The organism is Streptomyces sp. NPDC001515 (genome assembly GCF_053597115.1).
Window position 1 is genome coordinate 49,516 of the sequence record NZ_JBSFHN010000006.1, and the last position, 23,386, is coordinate 72,901.

Annotated in this window: 23 protein-coding genes and 2 tRNA genes; 11 read left to right on the forward strand and 14 right to left on the reverse strand. The window is 71.7% G+C overall.

What is annotated here, in order from left to right:
* Positions 1-46 precede the first annotated feature (46 nt).
* From rsrA to ACWCXC_RS09045, 4 genes are all read right to left on the reverse strand, one after another.
* Positions 47-367: a mycothiol system anti-sigma-R factor gene (gene rsrA, locus ACWCXC_RS09030; RefSeq protein ID WP_450685019.1), complete on the reverse strand. Its 321-nt coding sequence runs from the start codon at positions 365-367 to the stop codon at positions 47-49.
* Positions 364-1,020, reverse strand: a complete 657-nt coding sequence (locus tag ACWCXC_RS09035; protein ID WP_383635423.1) for a sigma-70 family RNA polymerase sigma factor — start codon at positions 1,018-1,020, stop codon at positions 364-366. The genes rsrA and ACWCXC_RS09035 overlap by 4 nt, the downstream gene beginning before the upstream one ends.
* A 273-nt stretch (positions 1,021-1,293) precedes the next feature.
* Positions 1,294-1,944, reverse strand: coding sequence for an alpha/beta hydrolase family protein (locus ACWCXC_RS09040; RefSeq protein ID WP_450685018.1), 651 nt, complete (start codon positions 1,942-1,944; stop codon positions 1,294-1,296).
* A 50-nt stretch (positions 1,945-1,994) separates the two neighbouring features.
* Complete coding sequence (locus ACWCXC_RS09045) at positions 1,995-2,810, reverse strand: SOS response-associated peptidase (RefSeq protein WP_450685017.1); 816 nt, start codon at positions 2,808-2,810, stop codon at positions 1,995-1,997.
* 65 nt (positions 2,811-2,875) lie between these two features.
* On the opposite strand from ACWCXC_RS09045, the gene ACWCXC_RS09050 reads away from it, so the two are divergent.
* From ACWCXC_RS09050 to ACWCXC_RS09065, 4 genes are all read left to right on the forward strand, one after another.
* Entirely contained in the window at positions 2,876-3,589 is a 714-nt protein-coding gene (locus ACWCXC_RS09050; protein ID WP_450887670.1) for a M50 family metallopeptidase, read from the forward strand.
* 107 nt (positions 3,590-3,696) lie between these two features.
* Positions 3,697-5,025, forward strand: coding sequence for a 3-phosphoshikimate 1-carboxyvinyltransferase (gene aroA / locus ACWCXC_RS09055; protein ID WP_450684248.1), 1,329 nt, complete (start codon positions 3,697-3,699; stop codon positions 5,023-5,025).
* Positions 5,026-5,028: 3 nt separating this feature from the next.
* Positions 5,029-6,045: a ribosome small subunit-dependent GTPase A gene (rsgA, locus tag ACWCXC_RS09060; RefSeq protein ID WP_450887673.1), complete on the forward strand. Its 1,017-nt coding sequence runs from the start codon at positions 5,029-5,031 to the stop codon at positions 6,043-6,045.
* Between the two features lie 123 nt (positions 6,046-6,168).
* Positions 6,169-6,492, forward strand: coding sequence for a DMT family transporter (locus tag ACWCXC_RS09065; RefSeq protein ID WP_450887675.1), 324 nt, complete (start codon positions 6,169-6,171; stop codon positions 6,490-6,492).
* Between the two features lie 19 nt (positions 6,493-6,511).
* Here ACWCXC_RS09065 and ACWCXC_RS09070 read toward each other — a convergent pair whose 3' ends face one another.
* Positions 6,512-7,126 (reverse strand): TetR family transcriptional regulator, encoded by a 615-nt coding sequence (locus ACWCXC_RS09070; RefSeq protein ID WP_450887677.1) that lies wholly within the window; start codon positions 7,124-7,126, stop codon positions 6,512-6,514.
* 141 nt (positions 7,127-7,267) lie between these two features.
* Between ACWCXC_RS09070 and hisN the strand changes: the two genes are divergently transcribed.
* Positions 7,268-8,068 (forward strand): histidinol-phosphatase, encoded by an 801-nt coding sequence (gene hisN / locus ACWCXC_RS09075; RefSeq protein WP_450684252.1) that lies wholly within the window; start codon positions 7,268-7,270, stop codon positions 8,066-8,068.
* 181 nt (positions 8,069-8,249) lie between these two features.
* Complete coding sequence (locus ACWCXC_RS09080; protein WP_450684253.1) at positions 8,250-8,651, forward strand: CBS domain-containing protein; 402 nt, start codon at positions 8,250-8,252, stop codon at positions 8,649-8,651.
* Positions 8,652-8,664: 13 nt separating this feature from the next.
* On the opposite strand, the gene ACWCXC_RS09085 is transcribed toward ACWCXC_RS09080, so the two are convergent.
* The gene (locus ACWCXC_RS09085; RefSeq protein ID WP_450684254.1) at positions 8,665-10,116 is read right to left on the reverse strand and encodes a catalase; all 1,452 of its coding nucleotides are present in this window, start codon (positions 10,114-10,116) and stop codon (positions 8,665-8,667) included.
* Between the two features lie 175 nt (positions 10,117-10,291).
* On the opposite strand from ACWCXC_RS09085, the gene ACWCXC_RS09090 reads away from it, so the two are divergent.
* From ACWCXC_RS09090 to ACWCXC_RS09105, 4 genes are all read left to right on the forward strand, one after another.
* Positions 10,292-10,711: a Fur family transcriptional regulator gene (locus ACWCXC_RS09090; RefSeq protein WP_383634775.1), complete on the forward strand. Its 420-nt coding sequence runs from the start codon at positions 10,292-10,294 to the stop codon at positions 10,709-10,711.
* A gap of 187 nt (positions 10,712-10,898) precedes the next feature.
* Positions 10,899-11,714, forward strand: a complete 816-nt coding sequence (locus ACWCXC_RS09095; RefSeq protein WP_450684255.1) for an ABC transporter ATP-binding protein — start codon at positions 10,899-10,901, stop codon at positions 11,712-11,714.
* Positions 11,711-12,580 carry an ABC transporter permease gene (locus tag ACWCXC_RS09100; protein ID WP_450887681.1) on the forward strand — a complete coding sequence of 290 codons (870 nt, stop codon included), beginning with the start codon at positions 11,711-11,713 and terminating at the stop codon, positions 12,578-12,580. Before ACWCXC_RS09095 ends, ACWCXC_RS09100 begins: the two co-directional genes overlap by 4 nt.
* Positions 12,581-12,603: 23 nt before the next feature.
* Positions 12,604-13,749, forward strand: a complete 1,146-nt coding sequence (locus tag ACWCXC_RS09105; protein WP_450887683.1) for an ABC transporter substrate-binding protein — start codon at positions 12,604-12,606, stop codon at positions 13,747-13,749.
* A 67-nt stretch (positions 13,750-13,816) separates the two neighbouring features.
* On the opposite strand, the gene ACWCXC_RS09110 is transcribed toward ACWCXC_RS09105, so the two are convergent.
* From ACWCXC_RS09110 to ACWCXC_RS09125, 4 genes are all read right to left on the reverse strand, one after another.
* Positions 13,817-13,890, reverse strand: a tRNA-Met gene (locus tag ACWCXC_RS09110).
* Positions 13,891-13,985: 95 nt separating this feature from the next.
* Entirely contained in the window at positions 13,986-15,980 is a 1,995-nt protein-coding gene (locus tag ACWCXC_RS09115; protein ID WP_450887685.1) for a sel1 repeat family protein, read from the reverse strand.
* A gap of 213 nt (positions 15,981-16,193) precedes the next feature.
* A tRNA-Met gene (locus ACWCXC_RS09120) sits at positions 16,194-16,267 on the reverse strand.
* Between the two features lie 51 nt (positions 16,268-16,318).
* On the reverse strand, positions 16,319-19,252 hold the full coding sequence (locus ACWCXC_RS09125; protein ID WP_450684285.1) for a UPF0182 family membrane protein: 2,934 nt from the start codon (positions 19,250-19,252) through the stop codon (positions 16,319-16,321).
* 127 nt (positions 19,253-19,379) lie between these two features.
* Between ACWCXC_RS09125 and ACWCXC_RS09130 the strand changes: the two genes are divergently transcribed.
* Entirely contained in the window at positions 19,380-19,949 is a 570-nt protein-coding gene (locus ACWCXC_RS09130) for a PPA1309 family protein (protein WP_450684259.1), read from the forward strand.
* A 31-nt stretch (positions 19,950-19,980) separates the two neighbouring features.
* On the opposite strand, the gene ACWCXC_RS09135 is transcribed toward ACWCXC_RS09130, so the two are convergent.
* The 4 genes from ACWCXC_RS09135 to ACWCXC_RS09150 all read right to left on the reverse strand — a co-directional run bounded on the left by ACWCXC_RS09135 (position 19,981) and on the right by ACWCXC_RS09150 (position 23,274).
* Positions 19,981-21,069: a YlbL family protein gene (locus tag ACWCXC_RS09135; protein ID WP_450684260.1), complete on the reverse strand. Its 1,089-nt coding sequence runs from the start codon at positions 21,067-21,069 to the stop codon at positions 19,981-19,983.
* A 145-nt stretch (positions 21,070-21,214) separates the two neighbouring features.
* Positions 21,215-21,403: a hypothetical protein gene (locus tag ACWCXC_RS09140; protein WP_450887688.1), complete on the reverse strand. Its 189-nt coding sequence runs from the start codon at positions 21,401-21,403 to the stop codon at positions 21,215-21,217.
* 128 nt (positions 21,404-21,531) lie between these two features.
* Positions 21,532-21,993: a molybdenum cofactor biosynthesis protein MoaE gene (locus ACWCXC_RS09145; RefSeq protein WP_450887690.1), complete on the reverse strand. Its 462-nt coding sequence runs from the start codon at positions 21,991-21,993 to the stop codon at positions 21,532-21,534.
* Positions 21,994-22,119: 126 nt separating this feature from the next.
* Entirely contained in the window at positions 22,120-23,274 is a 1,155-nt protein-coding gene (locus ACWCXC_RS09150; protein WP_450887692.1) for an SDR family oxidoreductase, read from the reverse strand.
* Positions 23,275-23,386 lie beyond the last annotated feature (112 nt).

The window sequence follows — 23,386 nt, forward strand, 5'->3', positions numbered from 1 at the left end:
CGGCGGCCGAGCGGAGTCGCCGGCGATTAGCACGTTCGGGTGATGCTCAGTCCTTGGCGGCGGTCGGCCGTTCGCTGTCGGCCACCGCGACGTCCTGGTCGGGCACCACCTGCCCGGACCGGATCAGCTCGATCCGCCCCATCACCTTCGAGCGCAGATCGGCCGGGACGTCGTCCTGGCCGCAGCAGCGCTTGACGAGCTTCTTCACGGCCTGCTCCAGGCCGTACTTCTCCAGGCAGGGCGAGCACTCGCCGAAGTGCACCTCGAACTTGGTGCAGTCACTGTCCGGCATCTCCCGGTCCAGGAACTCGTAGAGGTGGTCGAGGACCTCTGCGCACTCCGTCTCGTGCGGCTCTCCACAGCTCATGAGCCCGAGCCTTTCCGATCGTCCGACTCACCCGCGCCGGCCGGGACGAGCCCGCGGTCACGGGCGTAGTCCTCCAGCATGCCGCGCAGTTGACGGCGGCCCCGGTGCAGTCGGGACATCACCGTACCGATGGGGGTTCCCATGATGTCCGCGATCTCCTTGTAGGCAAAGCCCTCTACATCGGCGAGATAGACCGCGATGCGGAACTCCTCGGGGATCGCCTGCAGCGCGGCCTTCACGTCGGAGTCGGGAAGGTGGTCGAGCGCCTGGGACTCGGCGGACCGCAGACCGGTCGACATGTGCGACTCGGCACGCGCCAGCTGCCAGTCCTCGATCTCCTCGGCGGCGCTGCGCTGGGGTTCGCGCTGCTTCTTGCGGTACGAGTTGATGAAGGTGTTGGTGAGGATGCGGTACATCCACGCCTTGAGGTTGGTGCCCTCACGGAACTGGTGGAAGGAACCGTAAGCCTTCGCGTAGGTCTCCTGGACCAGGTCCTCGGCGTCCGCGGGGTTGCGCGTCATGCGCAGCGCGGCCGAGTACATCTGGTCGAGGAAGCCCAGCGCGTCGCGCTCGAAGCGCGCGTTCCGCTCGGCGGTCGTCTCCTGCGGGCGGCCGTCGTCGGTCCCTGTGTCGGTCCCTGTGACCGGACCCACCTCCTCCAACGCTGTGGCGGCCGCGAGACCGGGGCCGCTCGCATCGGAGAATAGTCGACCTTGGTCCGCGGCGGCGGGTCGATTCGAGCCGCTCCGGGTCCGCTCGGGAGTGGTCCTGGCCGCATGCAGCACCGTCCACTCCAGGTCAGCGGCGTTCGAGCGGCGCGGGCAGATGGTCGAACCCATGCGACGGACTCCCTCTCCACATACGACGTTGGTGTACCGACGTCCGGAACAACAGCGGTCGTCCACCCGGCATTCCCGAGGTGTGGATCACTCGATTCCGGCCAGCCAGTCGGCCACCGCGGTGGTGAGCACCTCCATCGTCTGAGCCTCGGTCAGACCGGATTTCTTCGGGACGGCGAAGCCGTGGTCGCCGTACGGCACCTCGGCCGTCCGGTAGTCGCCCGGCGGGAATTCGCCGGGACGGCCGAACGGGTCGTTGCCGCCCTGGACGACGAGCGTGGGCAGGCCGGTGCCGAGGAGTTCGTCGGCGCGGGTCTTCTCGGGGCGGCCGGGCGGGTGCAGCGGGAAGCTCAGGGCGAGGACCGCGCGGGCGCCGAGCCCGGCCGCGGTGCGGCAGGCGACCCGGGCCCCGGCGCTGCGGCCGCCCGCGACGACGGGGAGCCCGGGGGCGGCCAGCGCCGGCCAGAGCCCGCGCCAAGCGGTGTCCAGGGTCTTGGGGGCCGGCGCGAGCTTCTTCCCGGCGACCCGCCAGGGCTGCTCCACCAGGGCGACGGTCACCCCGTGCGCGGGGAGGGCGGCGGCCAGGGCCCTCAGATCGCGGGCCTCGATGCCGCCGCCGACGCCGTGGCCGAGCGCGAGGACCAGGCGGGGGCGTGCGGCGGGCACCCAGGTGATCCGGGCGGCCCCGGCCTCGGTCTCGACCGTCTCGGTGCGGGGCTGTGTCTCGGAGGCTTTCACCCGCCCATCCAACCAAGCCGGGGTCGGCGGGCCGGGGTCCGGCGCGTCGTTCAGAAGAGGGTGCCCACCTCGGGGGCGGCCAGTTCCTCCAGGAGTTCGGGGCCGTTGTTGCGGACGTTGCTGACGGCGGTGGGCACCGGGTAGGCGCGCATCAGGCCGCCGGGCGGGGGCGTGAGCAGTCCGCGCAGTTCGTCCGTGTCGGTGCGGGCGGGGTCCAGCCAGGCGTCCCAGCGGTCGGGGGTGAGCATGAGCGGCATCCGGGGGTGGATGTCGGCGAGGGCGGACGGGCCGTCGGCGGGGGCGACGGCGAGCGGGGTGGTCTCGGCCTCGGTCGTGATGACCGAGCAGGTGACCCACCAGGCCCGGGGGTGGTCGTCCGGCAGGGTCCGGTCGCGCCAGAACTCGTACAGCCCGGCCATGGCGAAGACCGAACCGTCGGCGGGGGTCACGAAGTACGGCTGCTTGCGGGGGCGCTTCCTGCGGCCCTTCTCCTCCAGCTGCCGTTCCTCGGCGCCGGTCACCCACTCGTAATAGCCGTCGGCGGGCAGGATGCAGCGCCGGGCGGAGAAGGGGCGGCGGAAGGACGGCTTCTCGTGGAGCGTCTCGGCGCGTGCGTTGATCATCCGGGCGGCGCCGTCGGGGTTCTTGGCCCAGGAGGGGACGAGCCCCCACCTCAGGGCGCGCAGCTGGCGAACCGGACGGGGGTCGTCGGCGTCTTTGAGAGGACGCTCCAGTACGGCGTAGACCTCCTTGGTCGGCGCCACGTTGTAATCGGGTTCCAGCTCCTCGGCCGGCTCCCACTTCTCCACCTGGAAGAGTCCGGTCAGGTCCTCGGGCCGCCGACTCGCTGCATACCGTCCGCACATAAGTGCCAGACTGCCACGACCGCCACCCCGCCCGGACGCCAACAGCGCAAGGAGCCGCCCGCACCATGGACAGCACCGACCTCGGTCACCTGTGGGACCGCGTCTTCGGCACCCAGCCCGCCCCGGAGCAGTGGCTGGTGGTGGTGACGGCCGCGGCGGCGATGTCCGCCGTCGTACCGAATGTCATATGGCGGCTCACGCGCACCACGATCACCATCGCCCACGAGGGCGGCCACGGACTGATCGCCCTGCTCACCGGGCGGCAGCTCTCGGGCATCCGGCTGCACTCGGACACCAGCGGGCTGACGGTGAGCCGGGGCAGGCCGACCGGCATCGGCATGGTCCTGACGGCCGCGGCGGGCTACACCGCACCCTCGCTCCTCGGACTGGGCGGGGCCTGGCTGCTGGTGAACGGACGGATCACCCTGCTGCTCTGGCTGGCCACGGCGCTGCTCGCGGTGATGCTGGTGATGATCCGCAATGTGTACGGGGCGCTGGCGGTGATCTTCACCGGTTCGCTCTTCCTGCTGATGTCGTGGCTGGCCTCCGCGGCCTGGCAGTCGCTGTTCGCGTACAGCGTGGTGTGGTTCCTGCTGATGGGCGGGGTGCGGCCGCCCTTCGAGCTCCAGTCCAAGCGGCGGCGCGGCGGCGCCCCGGACTCGGACGCGGACCAGCTCTCCCGGCTGACGGACGTTCCGGCGGCACTGTGGCTGTTCCTGTTCCACGCGGTGTCCCTCTGCTCGCTGATCGGCGGCGGGCGCTGGCTGCTGGGGCTGTGAACCGGTACGAGGGACGCGCGGCGGCTCCCTGCCACGTCAGGGTTACGTCCGGATTTCATCGCATTTGATCGAAATCGAGGTTCGTTCGGAGCCACTAAAGTGAGGCCATGACCGAAAGTTCCGTGCACCCTGCCCTGTGGCCCGCCCCTCACGCGAGCGGCCCCGTCGACGCCACCGTCACCGTGCCCGGATCGAAGTCGGTCACCAACCGCGCGCTGGTGCTGGCCGCGCTCGCCGCCGAACCGGGGTGGCTGCGCCGCCCGCTGCGCTCGCGCGACACCCTGCTGATGGCCGACGCGCTGCGCGCGATGGGCGTCGGCATCGAGGAGACGGTGTCCTCCAGCTCGTCCGGCGGCGGCTCCGGCGAGGCATGGCGGGTCATCCCGGCCGGTCTGCGCGGCGCGGTCACCGTCGACGTCGGCAACGCCGGCACGGTGATGCGCTTCCTGCCGCCGGTGGCGACGCTGGCGAACGGCCCGGTCCGCTTCGACGGCGACCCCCGCTCCCACGAGCGCCCGCTGACCGGGGTCATCGACGCCCTGCGGGGCCTCGGCGCCCGGATCGACGACGACGGCCGGGGCCGGCTGCCGATGACCGTGCACGGCGGCGGGGCGCTGGACGGCGGACCGGTGGCGATCGACGCCTCCTCGTCATCCCAGTTCGTCTCGGCGCTGCTGCTGTCGGCGCCGCGCTTCAACCAGGGCGTCGAGGTCCGCCACACCGGCGAGCGGCTGCCCTCCCTGCCCCACATCCGGATGACCGTCGACATGCTGCGGGCCGTCGGCGCCCAGGTCGACGAGCCGGAGACCGGCGGCGAGCCGAACGTCTGGCGGGTCTCCCCCTCGGCGCTGCTGGGCCGCGATCTGACCATCGAGCCGGACCTGTCCAACGCCCAGCCGTTCCTGGCCGCGGCGCTGGTCACCGGGGGCCGGGTCACCGTCCCCGACTGGCCGCTGCGCACCACCCAGCCCGGTGACGCGCTGCGCGAGATCTTCACCGCGATGGGCGGCTCCTGCGAGCTGACCGAGCACGGTCTGACCTTCACCGGATCGGGCCGGATCCACGGCATCGACGTCGACCTCGGCGAGGTGGGCGAGCTGACCCCGGGCATCGCCGCCGTCGCCGCCCTGGCCGACTCCCCGTCCACCCTGAGCGGCGTGGCCCATCTGCGGCTCCACGAGACGGACCGGCTGGCCGCCCTCACCAAGGAGATCAACGAGCTCGGCGGCGACGTCACCGAGACCGCGGACGGCCTCCGCATCCGGCCCCGGCCGCTGCACGGCGGTACCTTCCATACGTACGACGACCACCGGATGGCCACCGCGGGGTCGATCATCGGCCTTGCCGTCCCCGGAGTGGAGATCGAGAACGTGGCGACGACCGCCAAGACCCTGCCCGACTTCCCGCAGATGTGGACCGGAATGCTCGGGGCCTGAGAGATGCGCCGCTACGGCAAGAACCCCGACGAGGACGACGTCCGCGTCCGCCCCAACCGCAAGGGCAACCGGCCGCGGACGAACATCCGTCCCAAGCACGAGGACGCCGAGGACGGCATGGTCCTGACCGTGGACCGCGGCCGGCTGACCTGCCTGGTCGACGGCCGCACGGTCATGGCGATGAAGGCCCGCGAACTGGGCCGCAAGGCCGCGGTGGTGGGCGACACCGTCTCGCTGGTCGGTGATCTCTCCGGCGAGAAGGACACCCTGGCGCGGATCGTCCGCATCGGTGAGCGCCGCTCGGTGCTGCGCCGGACGGCGGACGACGACGACCCGTTCGAGCGCGTGGTGGTGGCCAACGCCGACCAGTTGGCCATCGTCACCGCGCTGGCCGATCCGGAACCCCGCCCGCGCATGATCGACCGCTGTCTGGTGGCGGCGTACGACGGCGGGCTCTCACCGCTCCTCGTCCTGACCAAGTCCGACCTCGCCCCACCGGACAGGCTGCTGGAGGCGTACACCCCGCTGGGCGTCCCGTTTGTCGTGACCAGCCGCGAGGAACTGGAGAACGGGGACGCGGCGGAGCGGGTCCGCGAGCAGCTGAACGACCGGGTCACCGCCTTCGTCGGCCACTCCGGCGTCGGCAAGACCACCCTGGTCAACGCGCTCGTGCCGCGTGACAGGCGGCGCACCACCGGGGTCGTCAACGCGGTCACCGGCCGGGGCCGGCACACCACCACCTCGGCGCTCGCCCTGCCGCTGCCGGACTACCGGGGCTGGGTGATCGACACCCCCGGCGTCCGGTCCTTCGGGTTGAACCACATCGACCCCTCCCGGGTCATCAACGCCTTCCCCGACCTCCAGCCGGGCGCCGAGGAGTGCCCGCGCGGCTGCACCCACGACAGCCGGCAACCGGAATGCGCGCTGGACGCCTGGGTGGCGGCCGGGCACGCGGATCCGGCGCGGCTGGACTCGCTCCGGCGGCTGCTGGACACCCGGGAGCGGCGCGAGGGCGACTGACCCCCGCCGGGCGGGCCGACGCGCGGTGACCGGCCCGGCGACGTTTGCGATCACCCGCGACCGGTAAGTGCATAATCACGCCCAACGGCCCTGGGCGGCCACCGACGTGGGAGGGCACTGACGATGGCGTGGCTGCTGGTCGTGGTCGCGGGACTGCTGGAGACCGGCTTCGCGGTCTGCCTCAAGCTCTCGCACGGCTTCACCCGGCTCTGGCCGACCATCGCCTTCGCCGCGTTCGCCCTGGGGAGTTTCGGTCTGCTGACCCTGTCGCTGAAGAAGCTCGACGTGGGGCCCGCGTACGCGGTGTGGACCGGGATCGGAGCGGCCGGGACCGCGATCTACGGCATGGTCTTCCTCAACGACGTGGTCTCCACGCTGAAGCTGGTCTCGATCTCGCTGGTCATCCTCGGGGTCATCGGCCTCCAGCTCTCCGGCTCGTCCCACTGATCCGTCCGCAGCGCCCCGCTCAGGCGGCCACGTCCGGCAGCCGGTCCACCACGTTCCGCACCAGCGGCATTCCGTCGCCCGGCAGCCCCGGGGGCGGGGGCACCAGGGCGTAGGAGAGGGCGAGCCGCAGCGCGAGTTCGCAGGTCACGGCGGTAGCGACCGGATCGCGGGCGGGGTGTTCGGCGGTGAGTACGGCGACGGCGCGGTCGCGGACCCGGCCGAGGAGTTCGGCGGGGCTCGGCGGCCCGGCGCCGTCGTGGCGGCGGGCCCGGGGCGGAAGGTGCCGGGACAGGGCGGCGGGACGCGGCAGGCGCGCGTCCCAGTGGCCGGTGAGCAGGGCCGCGACCAGGGCGTCGGCCCGGGTGGCGCGGACGGTCCAGGCGGCGAGGGCGGCCAGCCGGTCGCCGGGGGAGCCGGGGGCCGCCAGGGCGCGTTCGGCACCGGAGAGATAGCCGGCGGCGGCGCCCGCGACGAGGGCGGCGGCCAGTCCGTCCTTGCCGCCGAACTCGTTGTGGAGGGTCTGCCGGGAGACCCCGGCCGCAGCGGCCACCTCGACCATGCGCACGGCGGGCCAGGGCCGGGCGGACAGCGCCGCGCGCGCGGCGTCCAGCAGTGCCTCCCGCGCCGTCGGCATCGTCGCCTCCCGGACCGCCACGCACCCGAAGCCCCAGGGATCCTCGTTTCAGATTTGAGCGGGTCTCCGGTGCTGTCAAGGGTCCTCGCGGCCCCCGGGACCCTGTGGCCCGCCCCCGGCGGCGGTGGATACTGTGACCGCATGCCCGATTACCACGATGATCTGCGCCTCGCCCATGTGCTGGCGGACGCCGCCGACGCCGCGACGATGGACCGGTTCAAGGCCCTGGACCTCAAGGTCGAGACCAAGCCGGACATGACGCCGGTGAGCGAGGCCGACAAGGCCGCCGAGGAGCTGATCCGCGGCCATCTCCAGCGGGCACGGCCACGGGACGCGATCCTCGGCGAGGAGTACGGGATCGAGGGCACGGGTCCGCGCCGCTGGGTGGTCGACCCGATCGACGGCACAAAGAACTACGTGCGCGGCGTCCCCGTCTGGGCGACGCTCATCTCGCTGATGGAGGCCGGGGAGCAGGGCTTCCGGCCGGTGGTCGGCGTGGTGTCGGCGCCGGCGCTGAACCGGCGCTGGTGGGCGGCGAAGGGGGCGGGCGCGTTCACCGGCCGCAGCCTGACCTCCGCGAGCCGGCTGCACGTCTCCAAGGTGGAGCGGATCGCGGACGCCTCGTTCGCGTACTCCTCGCTGACCGGCTGGGAGGAGCAGGGCCGGCTCGACGGCTTCCTGGACCTGACCCGGGCCTGCTGGCGCACGCGCGGCTACGGCGACTTCTGGCCGTACATGATGGTCGCCGAGGGTTCCATCGACATCTGCGCGGAGCCGGAGCTGTCCCTGTGGGACATGGCGGCCAACGCGATCATCGTGGAGGAGGCGGGCGGCCGGTTCACCGGCCTCGACGGCGTCGACGGCCCGCACAGCGGGAACGCGGCGGCGTCGAACGGAACGCTCCACCACGAACTGCTGGGGTATCTGAACCAGCGCTACTGAGGGAAGGGCCGCGCCCGGCCCGAACCGGCGTTTGAGGGGCGTGCCGCACCACCGCGCGCCCCTCGAACGTCCCTCACCACCCCTTGTTGCCGTACCGCATCGGTGCGACCCTGAGAGTCCCCCCGCTTGTGAACTTGTGAATCGGCTCACGTGGCCGGTTCACGAAGGAGGTGGCTCCCCCATGCTCGTCCGAGACGCCATGAGCACGCTGGTCCTGACCATCGGCCCGGCCCACACCCTGCGCCACGCCGCCCGACTGATGTCGGCGCGCCGGATCGGAGCCGCCGTGGTCCACGATCCCGATACCTGCGGGCTCGGCATCCTCACCGAGCGCGACATCCTCGACGCGGTCGGATCGGGCCAGGACCCCGACACGGAGACCGCCTCCGCCCACACCACCACCGAGGTGGTCTTCGCCGCCCCCACCTGGACCCTGGAGGAGGCGGCGGAGGCCATGACGCACGGCGGGTTCCGGCATCTGGTCGTGCTGGACGGCGACGGACCGGTCGGCATCGTCTCGGTGCGCGACATCATCCGCTGCTGGACGCCGGCCCGGCGCCGTCCGGTGGAGCTGGCGGGCTGAGGCCCGCCCCCGGTCAGCCGCGCCGTTCGCGGACGGCGGCCTCCAGCCGCTTGCCGAAATCGGCGTCGGCCTGCCGGAAGTTGCCGATCGCGCGCTCGGCGATCTCGTCGCGCGAGACCTTGGCGATGAAGCCGGCGAGGTTGTCGATCAGCCGGGCCTTCTCGTCCTCGGAGTAGAGCCGGTAGAGGGCGCCGGCCTGCACGAAGTCGTCGTCCTCGGCGTGCGACGGGGCCGCCTGGGAGCCGGTGCCGCCCGTGACCGGTATGGGCTCCCACAGCGGGCGGCCGGTCTGGGCCGGTCCGCCGAAGCTGTTCGGCTCGTAGTTCTTCGCACCCCGGTGGCGGCCGTCGTAGAGATAGCCGTCGCGGCTGTTGGTGCGCGCCTCGGCGGCGTGCGGGCGGTTGACCGGCAGGTGGTCGGCGTTGATGCCGACGCGGTAGCGGTGCGCGTCGCCGTACGCGAAGAGGCGGCCCTGGAGCATCTTGTCCGGGGACGGGCCGATGCCGGGCACGAAGTGCGCCGGGCTGAAGACCGACTGCTCGACCTCGGCGAAGACGTTCTCGGGGTTGCGGTTGAGCTCCAGCTTCCCGATCTCGATCGGCGGGTAGTCGGCGTGCGGCCACACCTTGGTGAGGTCGAACGGGTTGAAGCGGTACGTCGCCGCCTCGGCCGCCGGCATGATCTGGACCTGCACGGTCCAGGACGGGAAGTCGCCGCGCTCGATGGCCTCGCGCAGATCCCGCTGGTGGCTGTCCGGGTCCTCGCCGGCGAGCTTGTTCGCCTCGTCCTGGGTGAGGTTCTTGATCCCCTGGTCGGTCTTGAAGTGGTACTTGACCCAGAAGACCTCGCCGGCCTCGTTGTTCCACTGGTAGGTGTGCGAGCCGTAGCCGTTCATGTGGCGCAGCGTCGCCGGGATGCCCCGGTCGCCGAAGAGCCAGGTCACCTGGTGGGTGGACTCGGGTGAGAGCCCCCAGAAGTCCCAGACGTTGTCCGCCTCCTGCGAGCCGGTGTACGGGTCGCGCTTCTGGGTGTGGATGAAGTCGGGGAACTTGATGGCGTCCTTGATAAAGAACACCGGGGTGTTGTTGCCGACGAGGTCGTAGTTGCCGTCCTCGGTGTAGAACTTCAGCGCGAAGCCGCGCGGGTCGCGCACCGCGTCGGCGGAGCCGAGGCTGCCCGCGACGGTGGAGAACCGCAGGAAGGTCTCGGTCTGCTTGCCGACCTCCGAGAGGAACCTCGCCCGGGTCCACCGCGAGACGTCGCGGGTGAGCGTGAACGTGCCGTACGCGCCGGCGCCGCGGGCGTGCACCACGCGCTCCGGAATGCGCTCCCGGTTGAAGTGGGCGAGCTTCTCCATCAGCGACTGGTCCTGGACGAGGACCGGGCCGCCGACACCGGCGGTCTCGCTGTTCTGGTTGTCGGCCACCGGTGCGCCGGCCTCCGTGGTGAGCGGTCCCTGTGTCACGTGCGCCTCCTGCGTCTTTCCGCGCCGCCGGTCTCCCGCGATGCGGTCCCGGTGTGCGCGGCCTGTCCCTGCCTTCTGTGAAATCGATCCTACATTGGACTAAGTCCAAGTCAATGTGCGGTCCAAAGTCACACGAGTTCGGGACCTGGTCCACACCACTGTTAGGCTGGTGGGCATGAGTGACCTCCTGGAGCGACTGCGCGGACGCGGCTGGCGCATGACGGCGCAGCGGCGCGTCGTGGCCGAGGTCCTCGACGGGGACCATGTGCATCTGACGGCCGACGAGGTGCACGCCCGCGCCGTCGCCCGGCTGCCCGAGATCTCCCGCGCCACCGTCTACAACACGCTGGGCGAGATGGTGACGCTCGGCGAGGTCGTCGAGGTCACGACCGACCGCCGGGCCAAGCGCTACGACCCGAACGCCCACCGTCCCCACCACCACCTGGTGTGCGGCCGGTGCGGCGCGATCCGCGACGTGCACCCCGCGGGCGACCCGCTGGCCGACCTTCCGGACGGCGAGCGCTTCGGCTTCACCGTCTCCGGCGTCGAGGTGACGTACCGGGGCATCTGCCCGAGCTGCGCCGCGACCGGCTGAACCACCGCGCACCACCGACGCCCCCGCCGGCCTCCCGGCGGGGGCGTCGCGCGCTGTCCGCACCCCGCCGGCTCCGGCGATCCGGTGCGCACCCCCTTCCCGAATCTGACGGGTCGTCATATCGTCGTCCGCGATCACGGCCGCCCCCGGGACGGCCGGTCACCTCGATCCGTACGAGGAGAGACCCGTGGGAGACCCGCACCCGAACCCACCCCCGTCAGCCGCGCCCTCCACCTCCCCCAAGCTGCGCGCCCGCGCCCTGTCCCGCTCCTTCGGACGCGGCAGCCGCGCCCTGGCCGCCCTCGGCCCCGTCGACCTCGATGTCGCCCCCGGTGAGTTCACCTGCCTCGTCGGCCCCTCCGGCTGCGGCAAGTCCACGCTGCTGAGGATCGCCGCGGGCCTGCTCCGCCCCAGCGCGGGCGAGCTGTCGATCCGGACGGCCTCACCGCGTCCGGCCGCGATGATCTTCCAGGACTACGGGATCCACGACTGGAAGACCGTCCTGGCCAATGTCCGCTTCGGTCTCGACATCCAGCGCGTGCCGCGTCGCGAGGCCGACGGCCGGGCCCGCGACTGGCTGGCCCGGCTGGGACTGGCCGACTTCGCCGGTGCCTACCCCGCCGAACTCTCCGGCGGGATGCGCCAGCGCGTGGCGATCGCCCGCGCGCTGGCCGTGGAACCCGAACTGCTGCTGATGGACGAGCCCTTCGCCGCGCTCGACGCCCAGTTGCGCACGATCCTCCAGGACGAGCTGCTGGAACTCACCCAGACCACCCGCACCACCACGCTCTTCATCACCCACAGCCTGGAGGAGGCCCTGGTGCTCGGCGACCGGGTGCTGGTGATGTCGGCCCGTCCGGGCCGGATCATCGCCGAACGCCGGCCGCCGTTCGCCCGGCCGCGCACCGGCGCCGTCCGCTCCGCGCCCGAGTTCACCGCGCTCAAGAGCGAACTGTGGGAGCTGCTGCGCGGCGAGGTCACGAGCGGGGCGGTGCGGACATGAGCACCACGGTGAAGCCCGCCGCCGCCGGCGAACAGTTGCTGGTCCGCCGCCCCGGCCCCCGGGAGCTGCATCCCGTACGCGCCCATCGCAGGCGCCGCACGCTGGAGGTGGCTCTCGCCGTCGCCGTTCCGCTGGTGCTCGTGCTGCTCTGGCAGTTGGCCGCCGCCCGCTCCTGGATCGACGCGCGCGTCTACCCGGCGCCGTCCACCATCCTCGCGGACGGCTGGGACCGCGCGGCCGACGGCGAGCTGTGGCCCGATGTCCGGGCCACCCTCAAGCGGGTCGTCGCCGGATACGCCGTCGGGACCGTCGCCGGCTACGCGCTGGGGCTGCTGATGGGCTCGCTCGCCCTGGTCAGGGCCGCACTGGAACCGCTGCTGGACGCCCTCTACGTAGTCCCGAAACTCGCCCTGCTGCCGGTCTTCCTCAATATGTTCGGCCTGGGCGAGGGACCGCAGATCGCGCTGGTCGCCGCCACGGTCTTCTTCTTCGTCTGGATCTCGACCATGGCCGCCGTCCTCGCCGTCCCGTCCGGCCACCGGGACGCCGGGCAGGTCTTCGGCGCCTCGCCCTGGCAGATGTTCCGGCACGTCCTGCTGCCCGCCTCGCTCCCGGCCGTCCTGGTCGGCGCGCGCATCGCCGCCGGGGTCGCGGTCCTCGTCATCGTCGCCTCCGAGCAGATCGCGGCGGCCGACGGACTGGGCCACCTGATCTTCGACTCGCGCGCCCTGTTCCGCAACGACGTGATGTTCGTCGGCATCGTCTGCGTCGCCGTGCTCGGCGTCGTCTTCTCCGAAGTGGTGCGGATCGCGGGCCGGGTGCTCACCCCGTGGGCCCCGCGCGACCGCGGCCGCGGCCAGTCGTGAACGACTCCCCCTACGGAGGCACCGTGCGTACCCGTCCGTCCCTCGTCCGCACCGCGCTGCTCGTCGCGGTGTCCCTGCTCGGCGCGGCCGCCTGCGCCGCGAACGACCCCGCCGACGGCACCGCCCCGGCCGCGTCGCCCCGTACCGTGGCACCCGTGGCCGGCTGCGCCACCGGGAGCTGGACCGATCCGGCCGACCTGTCCCCCGGCCGCGCGCCGGCCCGCTGCCAGAAGGGCGCGCCCGCCGCCCGGCCGCTGGCGAAGAAGCGGAGGATCACCGTGGCCACCGGCACACTGAGCGCCGAGTACGTGGCCCCCCTCCAGATCGCGGTCGCCAAGGGCGAGTTCGCGAAGGAGGGCCTGGACGTCGAACTGAAGGTGCTGCCCACGCCCGACGCCCTCCCCCTGCTCGCCAAGGGCGACGTGGACGCCCAGTGGGCCGCCCCCGAGGCCGCCGTGATGAACGGGATCAACGGCGGCTTCGCGATCACCTGGGTCGCGGGCAACTTCTCCCCCGACCCCGACTCCAGGAGCGGCCTGTGGGTGCGCCTCAAGGACGGCGAGAGCGCCGACCGGGTGGACATGGCGGGGCGCAAGCTCGGCACGATGATCGGCAAGGGGTCCGTGATCGCGTACGCCATGGACACCTCGCTCAAGAAGCACGGCGGCGGCCTGGACCGGATCAGCTTCCAGCAACTGGGCTCCGCCGATGTGCTCACCGCGCTGCGCGGCGGCGGGGTGGACGCGGCCTGGCTGCTGGACCCGGTCTGGCGCAAGGTCGACGGCGACCGGCGGTACGCCTTCCTCGGCGGCCAGCCGCTCGGCGAACCACTGGGCGGCCTCCTGTTCGGCCCGAACCTGCTGCACAAGGACCCGGACGCCGGCGTCGCCTTCCTCCGCGCCTACATCCGCACGGTGAACACCTACTTCGCCGGTGACTACAAGTCCAGCCCCGCCTTCGTCAGCGAGCTGGCCCGGCTGATGAAGATCGACGAGGCCACCCTGAGGTCCACCCCGTCGCTGCGGATGGACTGGGAGATCCGCAAGGGGACGACGGACCGGCTCCAGCGGGCGTACGCCGACGCGGGCGTCTTCGAGGGCGCGCCCGTGCCGGAGGACAAGGCCGTGAACAGGTCCCTTTACGAGGAGGCGGTCGGCCACCGGCCCTGAGCGGCTGCCACGCGCGGACACACACAGAGGGCCGGATCCTTTTCAGGACCCGGCCCTCTGTCTTCAGTAGCGGGGACAGGATTTGAACCTGCGACCTCTGGGTTATGAGCCCAGCGAGCTACCGAGCTGCTCCACCCCGCGTCGGTGAACCCAACAGTACGTGACGCCCCGGACCAGCGCAAATTCCTTTACGTGGGACCGGGCGGGCCCGTCCGCGGGCGGCTCCCCGACGGGCCCTACGCGGTCAGCTCCTGGTGCAGCGCCTCGCGCAGCCGCGCCGCGCGCTCGGCGACCTCGGCCGGCCCCAGCTCCACGGCGCGCGCGCACCACCGCTGCCCCTCGGCCAGCTCGCCCCTGCGCGCGGCCAGCAGGGCCAGGCGCAGGGCCGCCCGGCCGTGGCCGTCGGCGGCGGCCCGGCTCCACCACAGCGCCGCCTCGCGCTCGCTGCCCTCGCGGGCCAGCAGCAGTCCGAGGTTGAAGGCGCCGTTGCGGCTGCCCGCCTCGGCGGCCTCCCGGTACCAGCGCCCGGCGCTCTCCACGTCACCGCGCGCGGCGGCGAGCATGCCGACGCGGACCTGGGCGCGGCGGTGCCCCTGCTCGGCGGCGCGCTCGTACCACTCCTCGCACTCGCTCTTCTGCGGCATCGGCTCGCCGAGGGCGGGCGGGCCAGGCGCGGGCAGCCGGGCGTCGAGCAGCCCGGCCAGCCGGAAGGCGGCCTCGGCGCTGCCGCCCCCGGCCGCGCAGCGCAGATGGCGCTCGGCCTCGCGCTCCTCGCCGTGGTGCAGCAGGGCCATGCCGACCTGGAGCGCGGCCTCGGTGTGCCCGGCCGCGGCGGCGCGCTCGTACCAGACCAGGGCCGTACGGTCCTCGTCGCGCCCGGCGTGCAGGATGCCGAGGTTGAAGGCGGCGTCGACGCTGCCGGCCTCGGCGGCCTTGGAGAACCAGGGCTCGGCGCCGGTCGCGTCCCCGGCCTGGAGCAGGAGCACGGCCAGCGCGTTGGCGGCCTCGCGGTGACCGGCGTACGCGGCGCGGCGGTACCACTGCTCGGCCTGCGGGGTGCGGTCCTGGGCGGCGCAGAGCAGGCCGAGGTTGTACGCCCCGTTGACGTCTCCGGCGTCCATCGCCGCGCGGTACCAGCGCTCGGCGGTCTGCTGCTCGCCCCGGGCCGCGTGCAGCGCGCCGAGCGCGTTGGCGGCGTTGCCGTCGCCGTCCTGGGCGGCGCGCAGCCACCACACGGCGGCGCTCTCGGTGTCCCCCGCGTCCTTCAGCAGGAAGGCCAGCGCACAGGCGGCGCGGGCCTCGCCGGCCTTGGCGGCCATCAGGTACCAGCGGCCGGCCTCCTTGGGTTCGCCGCGCTGTTCGAGGATGGCGCCCAGGTGCAGGGCGGCGCGGCGGTGGCCCCGCGCGGCGGCCTGGCGGTACCACTGCTCGGCCTCGCCCACGCGTCCCGTCCCGGGCCCGGCGACCGGGCCGTCGTCGCGGCGGGCGGCGGAGCGGTCCGGGCCGCCGCGCGGTCCGAGGCCGGGGCCGAAGGCGTCGTCGGTGGCTCCGCGCTCCAGCAGCCGGGCGAGCCGGTAGGCGGCCTCGCGGTGGCCCTGCTCGGCGGCGGCGCGCAACCAGCGCTCCGCCCCCACGTCGCTCCGGTGTTCCAGCAGGTCGGCGAGGGCGTACGCCCCGAGCGCGTGGCCCTGCTCGGCGGACTGGCGCAGCCAGTACTCGGCGGCCGGCTCGTCGCCGCGTTCGCGGTAGTGGCGGCCCAGCGCGTGCGCGGCGGCGGCGGAACCGGCGACGGCGGCGATCCGCCACCAGCCGGCCGCCTCGTCCGGGTAGCCGCGCTGGTGCAGCAGGACGCCCAGGTTGTTGGCGGCGGCGCGGTCGCCGTCGGCGGTGGCCGCGCGCAGATACGGCTCGGCGCCGCTCAGGTCCCCCCGGCGCAGCAGCAGCGCGCCGAGCACGCTCATGGACGTGGTGTCCCCCGCGTCGGCGGCACGGCGGTGGCGCGCCTCGTTCTCGGCGCTGTCCGCGGTCGCCTCGGTGTCCGCGCGGTCGGCGTCCTCCACGCTGTCGGCGGTCTCGGTGCGGTGGTCGGTCTCGGAGGCTTCGATGTGGTCGTTGTACTGCGCGGCGGCAGCGGCAAACCGCTCATCTGCCACTTTTTCCGCCGGATGGACGCGCTTCTGCACAAACCGCCCTGTCTCCAACAGAGTTGCCCTGTCCCCCATAAATACCATCGTCCCACCACCTGCAACCCGCGTACACCTGCTATCGCGCGGTCAGTGAGGTCACTTCAGCGTTTTGTCGACATGCCCACAGGGAGACAAGTCAAACACGCTCGTGCCCAACTGGCGTCACATGAACCGCACTTCACGCAGCCTGCACAGAAAAGTCATCACGACATGACGAAGGCCCGGATCCTCTGGAGGATCCGGGCCTTCGTCATTCAGTAGCGGGGACAGGATTTGAACCTGCGACCTCTGGGTTATGAGCCCAGCGAGCTACCGAGCTGCTCCACCCCGCGTCGTTGTGTTCACACCGTATCACGACGCGGAGGTGGAGCTTCACCGGCTGCTCAGCCGCCGCTGTCGGCGCTCGCCGACGCGGCCGGCTTCTTCGGCGCGTCCGCTCCGCTCTGCCCGGAGGGCTTGGGCTGCGCGGCGGCGGCCCGTTCCAGCGCGTCCTGAAGGTCGTCCTGGGCCTTGCCGTAGGCCGCCCAGTCCTGCTTCTTCAGGGCTGCCTCGCCCTCGGAGTAGGCCTTCTGCGCATCGGCGATGGCCTTCTTCAGCGCGGTGTCCCCGGTGGCCGGCGGCTGCGTGGTGTCACCCGGCGGTCGCGTGGTGTCCCCCGGCGGCTCGCCGGTGTCGGAGCCCTCCACCCCGAAGACCGCGTTGAGCGCCTCCCCGAGGCTGTTCTCGAAGACGATCTTCGATCCGTAGGAGGCGGCCACCTTGCGCAGCAGCGGGTAGTTCTGCGTGCCACCGCGCGTGTACACCGGCTCGATGTAGAGGAAGCCCCCTTCGAGCGGCACCGTGAGCAGGTTGCCGTACTCGATGTCGGAGTCGGTCCCCTTCAGGTTCCTCACGAACTCGGCGACGTCGTCGTTGCCGTTGAGCTCACTCTGTACCTGACCGGGCCCCTTCACCGTGGAGGTGACTCTGAGCAGCCTTATGGTGCCGTAGTCCTTGCTGGCCGCATCGGCGTCCACCGCCATGAACGCCCCGAGGTCGGGCCGCCCCTTCGGGGTGAACGTCGTGGTCAGCGAGAACTTCTGAGCCGTCTGGTCCGGCATCTTTATGCTCAGGTAGTACGGCGGAACGGAACCCGACTCCTTGTTGGTCGGGTCGTCCGGCACCTGCCAGGCGTCACTGCCGCTGTAGAACTGCGCGGGGCTGGTGACGTGGTAGCGGGTGAGCAGTTCGCGCTGCACCTTGAACAGGTCCTGCGGGTAGCGCAGGTGGTCCATGAGGTCCTGCGGAATGTCCGCCTTGGGCTTCACGGTGCCCGGGAACGCCTTGCGCCAGGTCTTGAGGACCGGGTCCTCGGTGTCCCACTCGTAGAGCGTGACCTTGCCGTCGTACGCGTCGACGGTGGCCTTCACCGAGTTGCGGATGTAGTTGACCTGGTTCTGCTGGGCGACGACCGCGCGCTGGTTGGTGGTCAGCGAGTCGGCCGTGGTGTCGCCGAGCGTGGTGCGCGAGGCGTACGGATAGCCGTTGGTCGTGGTGTAGGCGTCGACCACCCACTGGATGCGGTGGTTCACCACGGCCGGGTAGGCGTCGCCGTCGATGGTCAGCCACGGGGCGACCGCCTCGACGCGCTCCTTGGGCGTGCGGTTGTACAGGATCCGCGAACCGTCGCCGATGGCTCCCGAATACAGGATCTGCGGCTCGCTGAAGGCCACCGCGTAGGCGGCGCGGTTGAACGCGTTGGAGAGGCTGACGCCGCTCTTGCCCTGGTAGCTGGTGGTCTTCTCGCCGTCGTCCTCGTAGTCGAGCTCCTTCTGGGGCCCGCCGACGATGGAGTACTGCTCGGTCTTCTCGCCGTAGTAGATCTCCTGCTGGTACTCGCCCAGCTCACCGGTGGTCGGCAGACCGGACTCGGTGAAGTCGGGAGAACCCTTCGGGTTCTTGCCCGTGGAGGTGCCCTTGGCGGCGATGGCGCCGTAGCCGTGGGTGTAGGTGAAGTGGTCGTTGATCCAGTTGCGCTTGGGGATGCCCTGGAGGTTGAGCTCGCGCAGACCGATGACCGTGTCCTGCTCCCGGCCGTTCTCGTCCTTGTACCGGTCGACGTCCAGCGTCTTGGGGAACTGGTAGTAGTTCCGCTTCTGCTGGAGCTGCTGGAAGGCCGGGGAGACGACGTTCGGGTCCATCACCCGGTAGCTGGCGGCGCTGTCCGCGCTCGCCCGGAGCTTCGCCTCGTCGTCGGTGGTCGACTTGCCGGCGTAATCCGTGACCTTCGCGTCGTCGATGGCGTACGCCTGGCGCGTGGCCTCGATGTTCTTCCGGATGAACGGGGCTTCCTTGGCCTGCTCGTTCGGCTGGACCTGGAACTTCTGGACGATCGCCGGGTACAGCCCGCCGATCAGGATCGCGGACAGGACCATCAGCCCGAAGCCGATCACCGGAAGCTGCCAGGTGCGGCGCCAGAGCGTCGCGAAGAACAGCACCGCGCAGATCGCGGCGATGCAGAACAGGATCGTCTTCGCCGGGAGGTACGCGTTGGCGTCGACGTAGCGCAGACCCGTCCAGTTGTCCGTGGCCTTGAAGTCGCTGGACTTCACGGCCAGGCCGTAGCGGTCGAGCCAGTAGGCCACCGCCTTCAGCGAGACGAAGATCCCGAGCAGCACCGAGAGATGGCCGGTGGCCGCGCCCGTGGCCCGCGCGCCGGGGCTGGTGATGCGCAGCCCGCCGTACAGGTAGTGGGTCAGTGCGGCGGCGATCAGCGAGAGCACCGTGGCCGCGAAGCCGAAGCCCAGCAGGAAGCGGTACCAGGGCAGATCGAAGGCGTAGAAGGAGACGTCCAGGTGGAACTGGGGGTCCTTCTGGCCGAAGGACACGCCGTTCACGTACATCAGCCAGGTGCGCCACTGCCCGGAGGCGGAGGCTCCGGCGATCAGACCGACGAGCGCGGTGATCGCGAGCAGCACCCACTTCTTGTACGGGGCGAGCGTCATCCGGTAGCGGTCCAGGCTCTGCTGCTCCAGGGACATCGCGCTCAGCGGCGGCCGGAGCCGGTGCGCCAGCCAGATGTTCACGCCGATGGCCAGGGCCATCAGGAGTCCGAAGACGAGGAACAGCCCGATCTTGGTCCACAGGGTGGTGGTGAAGACGGAGGAATACGCGACCGACCTGTACCAGAGCCAGTCCGTCCAGAACCCGGCGAACATGACGAACGCCATGGCGAGAATCGCCAGGACGCCCAGTGTCATGAGCAGGGTTCGGGCGCGCCGGGACGGGCGGCCGACTCTGATCCGTGGCCCGGTCGGGCCTCCGCCGCGGTCCGGCATCTGGAAAGCCAACGTGCGCACCTCGAAGTTCGCGGTCGTGTGGAGCGGGCCCAGCGATCGTAGAGCCCACCTATGCAACTTACTGACGCTTTACCTAGTTCCCGTTACCGGGGCGGAAGGAGGCAGGATGTTGCCCATGTCCAACGTTTCCCCCTCGGGCCCCCCGATGGCAGCCAGTCCCCTGACCGTCGCCGTGCTCGAAATCGACGAGTACATCTCCACGCTCGGCTGGGACCAGCCCGCCCGGCTGTTCGCCCTGGTCGACACCGCTCAGCTGCGGGTCCAGGAGCCGGGCCTGGCCGCCCAGCTCGGGCTCGACGGCGACACGACGAACGCTTCCGCCCTCACCCCCATCGAACAGGAGGAGCTGCCCGCCGGTACGGCTCTGGACGAGTTCCTCGCCACGATCGCCTGGCCCGACGCGGTCGTCGGCTGCGCGATGACGGTGGAGCGGCTGATGCTGCCGCCGTCCGCCGAGGCGTCCGTGCCGGACGACCTCGACGAGGACCGGCTGACGGCGTGGGTCGCCCGCCATCCGGACCGTCAGGAGGTCCGGATGACCGTGGCGGTGCTGCGCGACGGTGCCCGTGAGTCGGCCGTGCGGCTGCGCGAGAAGGACTCGCCGAACGAGGTGCTGACGGGCGCGGGGCTGGTCCCGGGGCTGGCCGAGGCGCTGGCCGCCACCTTCGAGTCCTGACCCGCCCCCACCCCGCCGCGCGGGGACGCGGTCAGCCCGCCGAGCAGCTCGGCAGGCCGTCCGTGTCCCCGGTGCGGATCCGGTCCAGCGACTTCTTGGCGTCGTCGATGGTCTTGACCTTGACCAGGGTGAGCCCGTCCGGGGTGTCGGAGGCGGCCGCCGCGCAGTTCTCGGCAGGGGTCAGGAAGTAGCGGGCGCCGGCGTCCCGGGCGCCGACGAGCTTCATGGTGATCCCGCCGATCGGGCCGACCTTCCCCTTGTCGTCGATCGTGCCGGTGCCGGCGACGAACCGTCCGCCGGTCAGCTGGCCCGGGGTCAGCTTGTCGACGATGCCGAGGGAGAACATCAGGCCGGCGCTCGGACCGCCCACGTCGGCGAGTTTGATGTCGATCTTGAACGGGAAGGTGTGGTCGGTTCCCGCCTGGATGCCGACGATCGCCCGGTTCTCCTTGGGGGCCTTCTCCGTGGTGATGACGATCTTCTCGGTGCCCTCGGGCTCCTTGCCGGCCTTTTCGGCCGCCGCCGCGGTCTTGGCCGGGACGACGGTGAAGGTGACGTCCTGGCCCGGCTTGTGGCGGGTGACGAGCTTCGCCACGTCCTCGGGCTGCTCGACGACCGTGCCGTCGACGTTTCTGATCACATCGCCCGCGTGGAGTTTGCCCTGCGCGGGGCTGTCCTTGACGACGCTGGAGACCACGACCCGGGACTTCACCGGGATGCCCAGTTCCGTGAGGGCCGCGACCTTGGCGCTCTCCTGGGACTGGCTGAACTCCTCGGCGTTCTCCTGTGTCGACTGCTCCTCGGTCTTGCCGTTCGGGTAGAGCGTGTCGTGCGGGACCACGACGGTGTCGTGGGCCAGCCATCCGTAGACGGCCTCGACGAGGTTCATGTGGTAGTCGGCGCCCGTGACCCTGACCGTCGTCATGTTGAGGTTGCCGGAGGTCTCGTAGGTCTTGTGGCCGGTGATCTGCAGCACGGGCTCGCCGTCGACGTCACCGAGCGTGTTCACGGTCGGTCCGGGGGACATCTCCGAGTACGGAACCTTGATCAGCACGCCCGCACAGAGGAGCGCGATGAGGATCAGGGTCGAGGCGAGCATCGTCGCGGTGCGGCGTGGCATGGAACGACAGTACGGGAAGGGTCCGCCCGTGCACCGCCGGGGCCGGTCCGTACGGGAGCGGCGACCGCGGCCGGCGAGGGCCCGGTGGCGCCGCGACGGCGGACGACGGATCGCGGATTGGCGACTGCGTACGCCGGGGATGGCGTCAGACGTTGGATATCTGCTCGACGGGTTCGGAACCGGAGTGCGACTTCTCCATCGCCTCGCGGAACCGGGCATAACCGGCGAGTTCGGTGACATCGCCGGTCGTACGACTACGGGCAGCCCAGCTTCCCCATATCGCCGCACCGAACGCAGCGAAAAGCGGAATCAACAACCAGGCGAGTGCTGCCATCACGACCTCCCTACCCCATGAGCGACCGCAACTGACCGATCAGCAGATTAACCGTCTGCAGAACCAACGCTCACGGCAGGGGGGCGGTTACGCAAATCGGGGTCGCCGCCGCTGTGCGCGGCCGGCCCTCAGCAGGCGCCGACCCACTCCTCGGTGCCGTCCGAGAAGCGCTGGTGCTTCCAGATGGGGACCTCGTGCTTGAGGTCGTCGATGAGTCTGCGGCAGGCATCGAAGGCCTCCGCGCGGTGCGGGCAGGAGACCGCCACGACGACCGCGAGATCGCCCACCGTCAGTTCACCCACCCGGTGGACCGCGGCCATCGCCCGGACCGGGAAGTCGGCGGCGACCTTCTCCGCCACCCGGCGCATCTCGTCCTGGGCCGAGGGGTGACACGAATAGCCCAGCGCGCCGACGTCCTGGCCGCCGTCGTGATTGCGCACGGTGCCGACGAAGAGCGCGATGCCGCCGGCGGCATCGTCCCCGACGGCCCGGAAGACCTCGTCGACGGAGAGCGGGGTGTCGCGGATCTCCAGCAGCCGGATCGGGTCCTGTGCCGCGTGCTCGCCCGGGTGGTCATGCGTGGGTGCCATGGAGTCCATCGTGCCGTACGGCTCGGACAACGCGGAATAGCGCTTTCGCCCGGCGGGCCGCCCTCCGCCTTGGAGCCTCCTACAGCTCCCGCGGAGGGCCCGGGCCCCCGGGTGTGCCCGCGTGCCTCAGATGCGCCGGCGGGCCTTGCGGGCGCGGCGCACCAGCGCCGCGGTGCCGAGCAGGGCCACGGTCGCCCCGGCGGCCCCGGCCGCGGTGGCGTCCTTGCGGCCGAGGCGGCGGCCGGCGACGGTGTGGCGGCCCTCGACCTCCTCCAGGAGCGCGGCCAGCACCTCCTCGTTGGTCCACGCCGGGCGCCAGCCCGCGTCGTGCAGCCGGCTGACGCTGACGACCCAGGGATGCATCGTGTACGCGAGGTCGCCCGCCGGGGAGGGGGTCAGACCGATCCGGTGCAGCCGGGCGGCCGCGCCCAGCGCGACGGCGGAGGGCAGCTCCATGCGGCGCACGCCGCTGATCTCCTCCACCTCCTCCTGTTCGAGCCAGCCGTCGCAGCCCACGGCGAACTCGCCGTCGATCTTCTCCAGGGCGGCGTACTCCAGCGCCGTGACCAGGTCGTCCACGTGGCAGAACTGCCACGTGGGGCGGGATCCGGCGACGACCAGGAGGCGCGGCGACTCGAAGTAGCGGGTCAGGGCCGTGTCCGTCCCGCCGACCAGGACGGTGGGGCGGACCACGGTGACCTGGAGGCCGGGGTGGGCGCGCGGGGCGCGGCGGCCGAGGCGTTCGATCTCCAGCAGGTCACCGACGCCCGTGGCCTCGGCGGTGGCCCGCAGCTCGGCGTCCTCGGCGAGGGGCACGTCGTTGTCGGGCAGCGCTCCGTAGACCATCGCCGAGGTGCACAGCACCACGCGGTGGACACCGGCGGCGGCCGCCGCCGTCAGCACGGTCTGGGTGCCGCGCACGTTGTACGCGGTGCGGGCGGCGGGATCGGTCTCCAGGTCCAGGTCGAGCGCCAGGTGCACGACGACGTCGGCGCCGCGCAGCTTCTCCGCGATGGCGGGATCGCGCACGTCGAGGATGTGCCAGGTCGCGTCGGAGGTCTCGCCGCGCCGCTCGTCGATGGCGATGACCTGCTTGATCTCCTCGGAGGCCGCGAGGCGGGCGGTGAGCAGCTCACCGACGCCCGTCGCGGCTCCGGTGACGGCCACGACCAGGCCGCGGCTTCTGGAGCGGTGGGGACCGGGCTTCTTCTCGGGCTCGTCCTCGTAAGGGGGGGTGGACAGGTTTCGCGCTGCGCGAACCTGTGGATCTGGGGAACTCACCGGGCGTCTCCAGCGGTTGTCTTCAGTACGTACCCGAAGGACGCGTGCGTACCAGGTGGCGTCCATCCTGCCGCAGCCCGGGAGCAGGCGGAGCACTGAGGCCCCGAGCGGA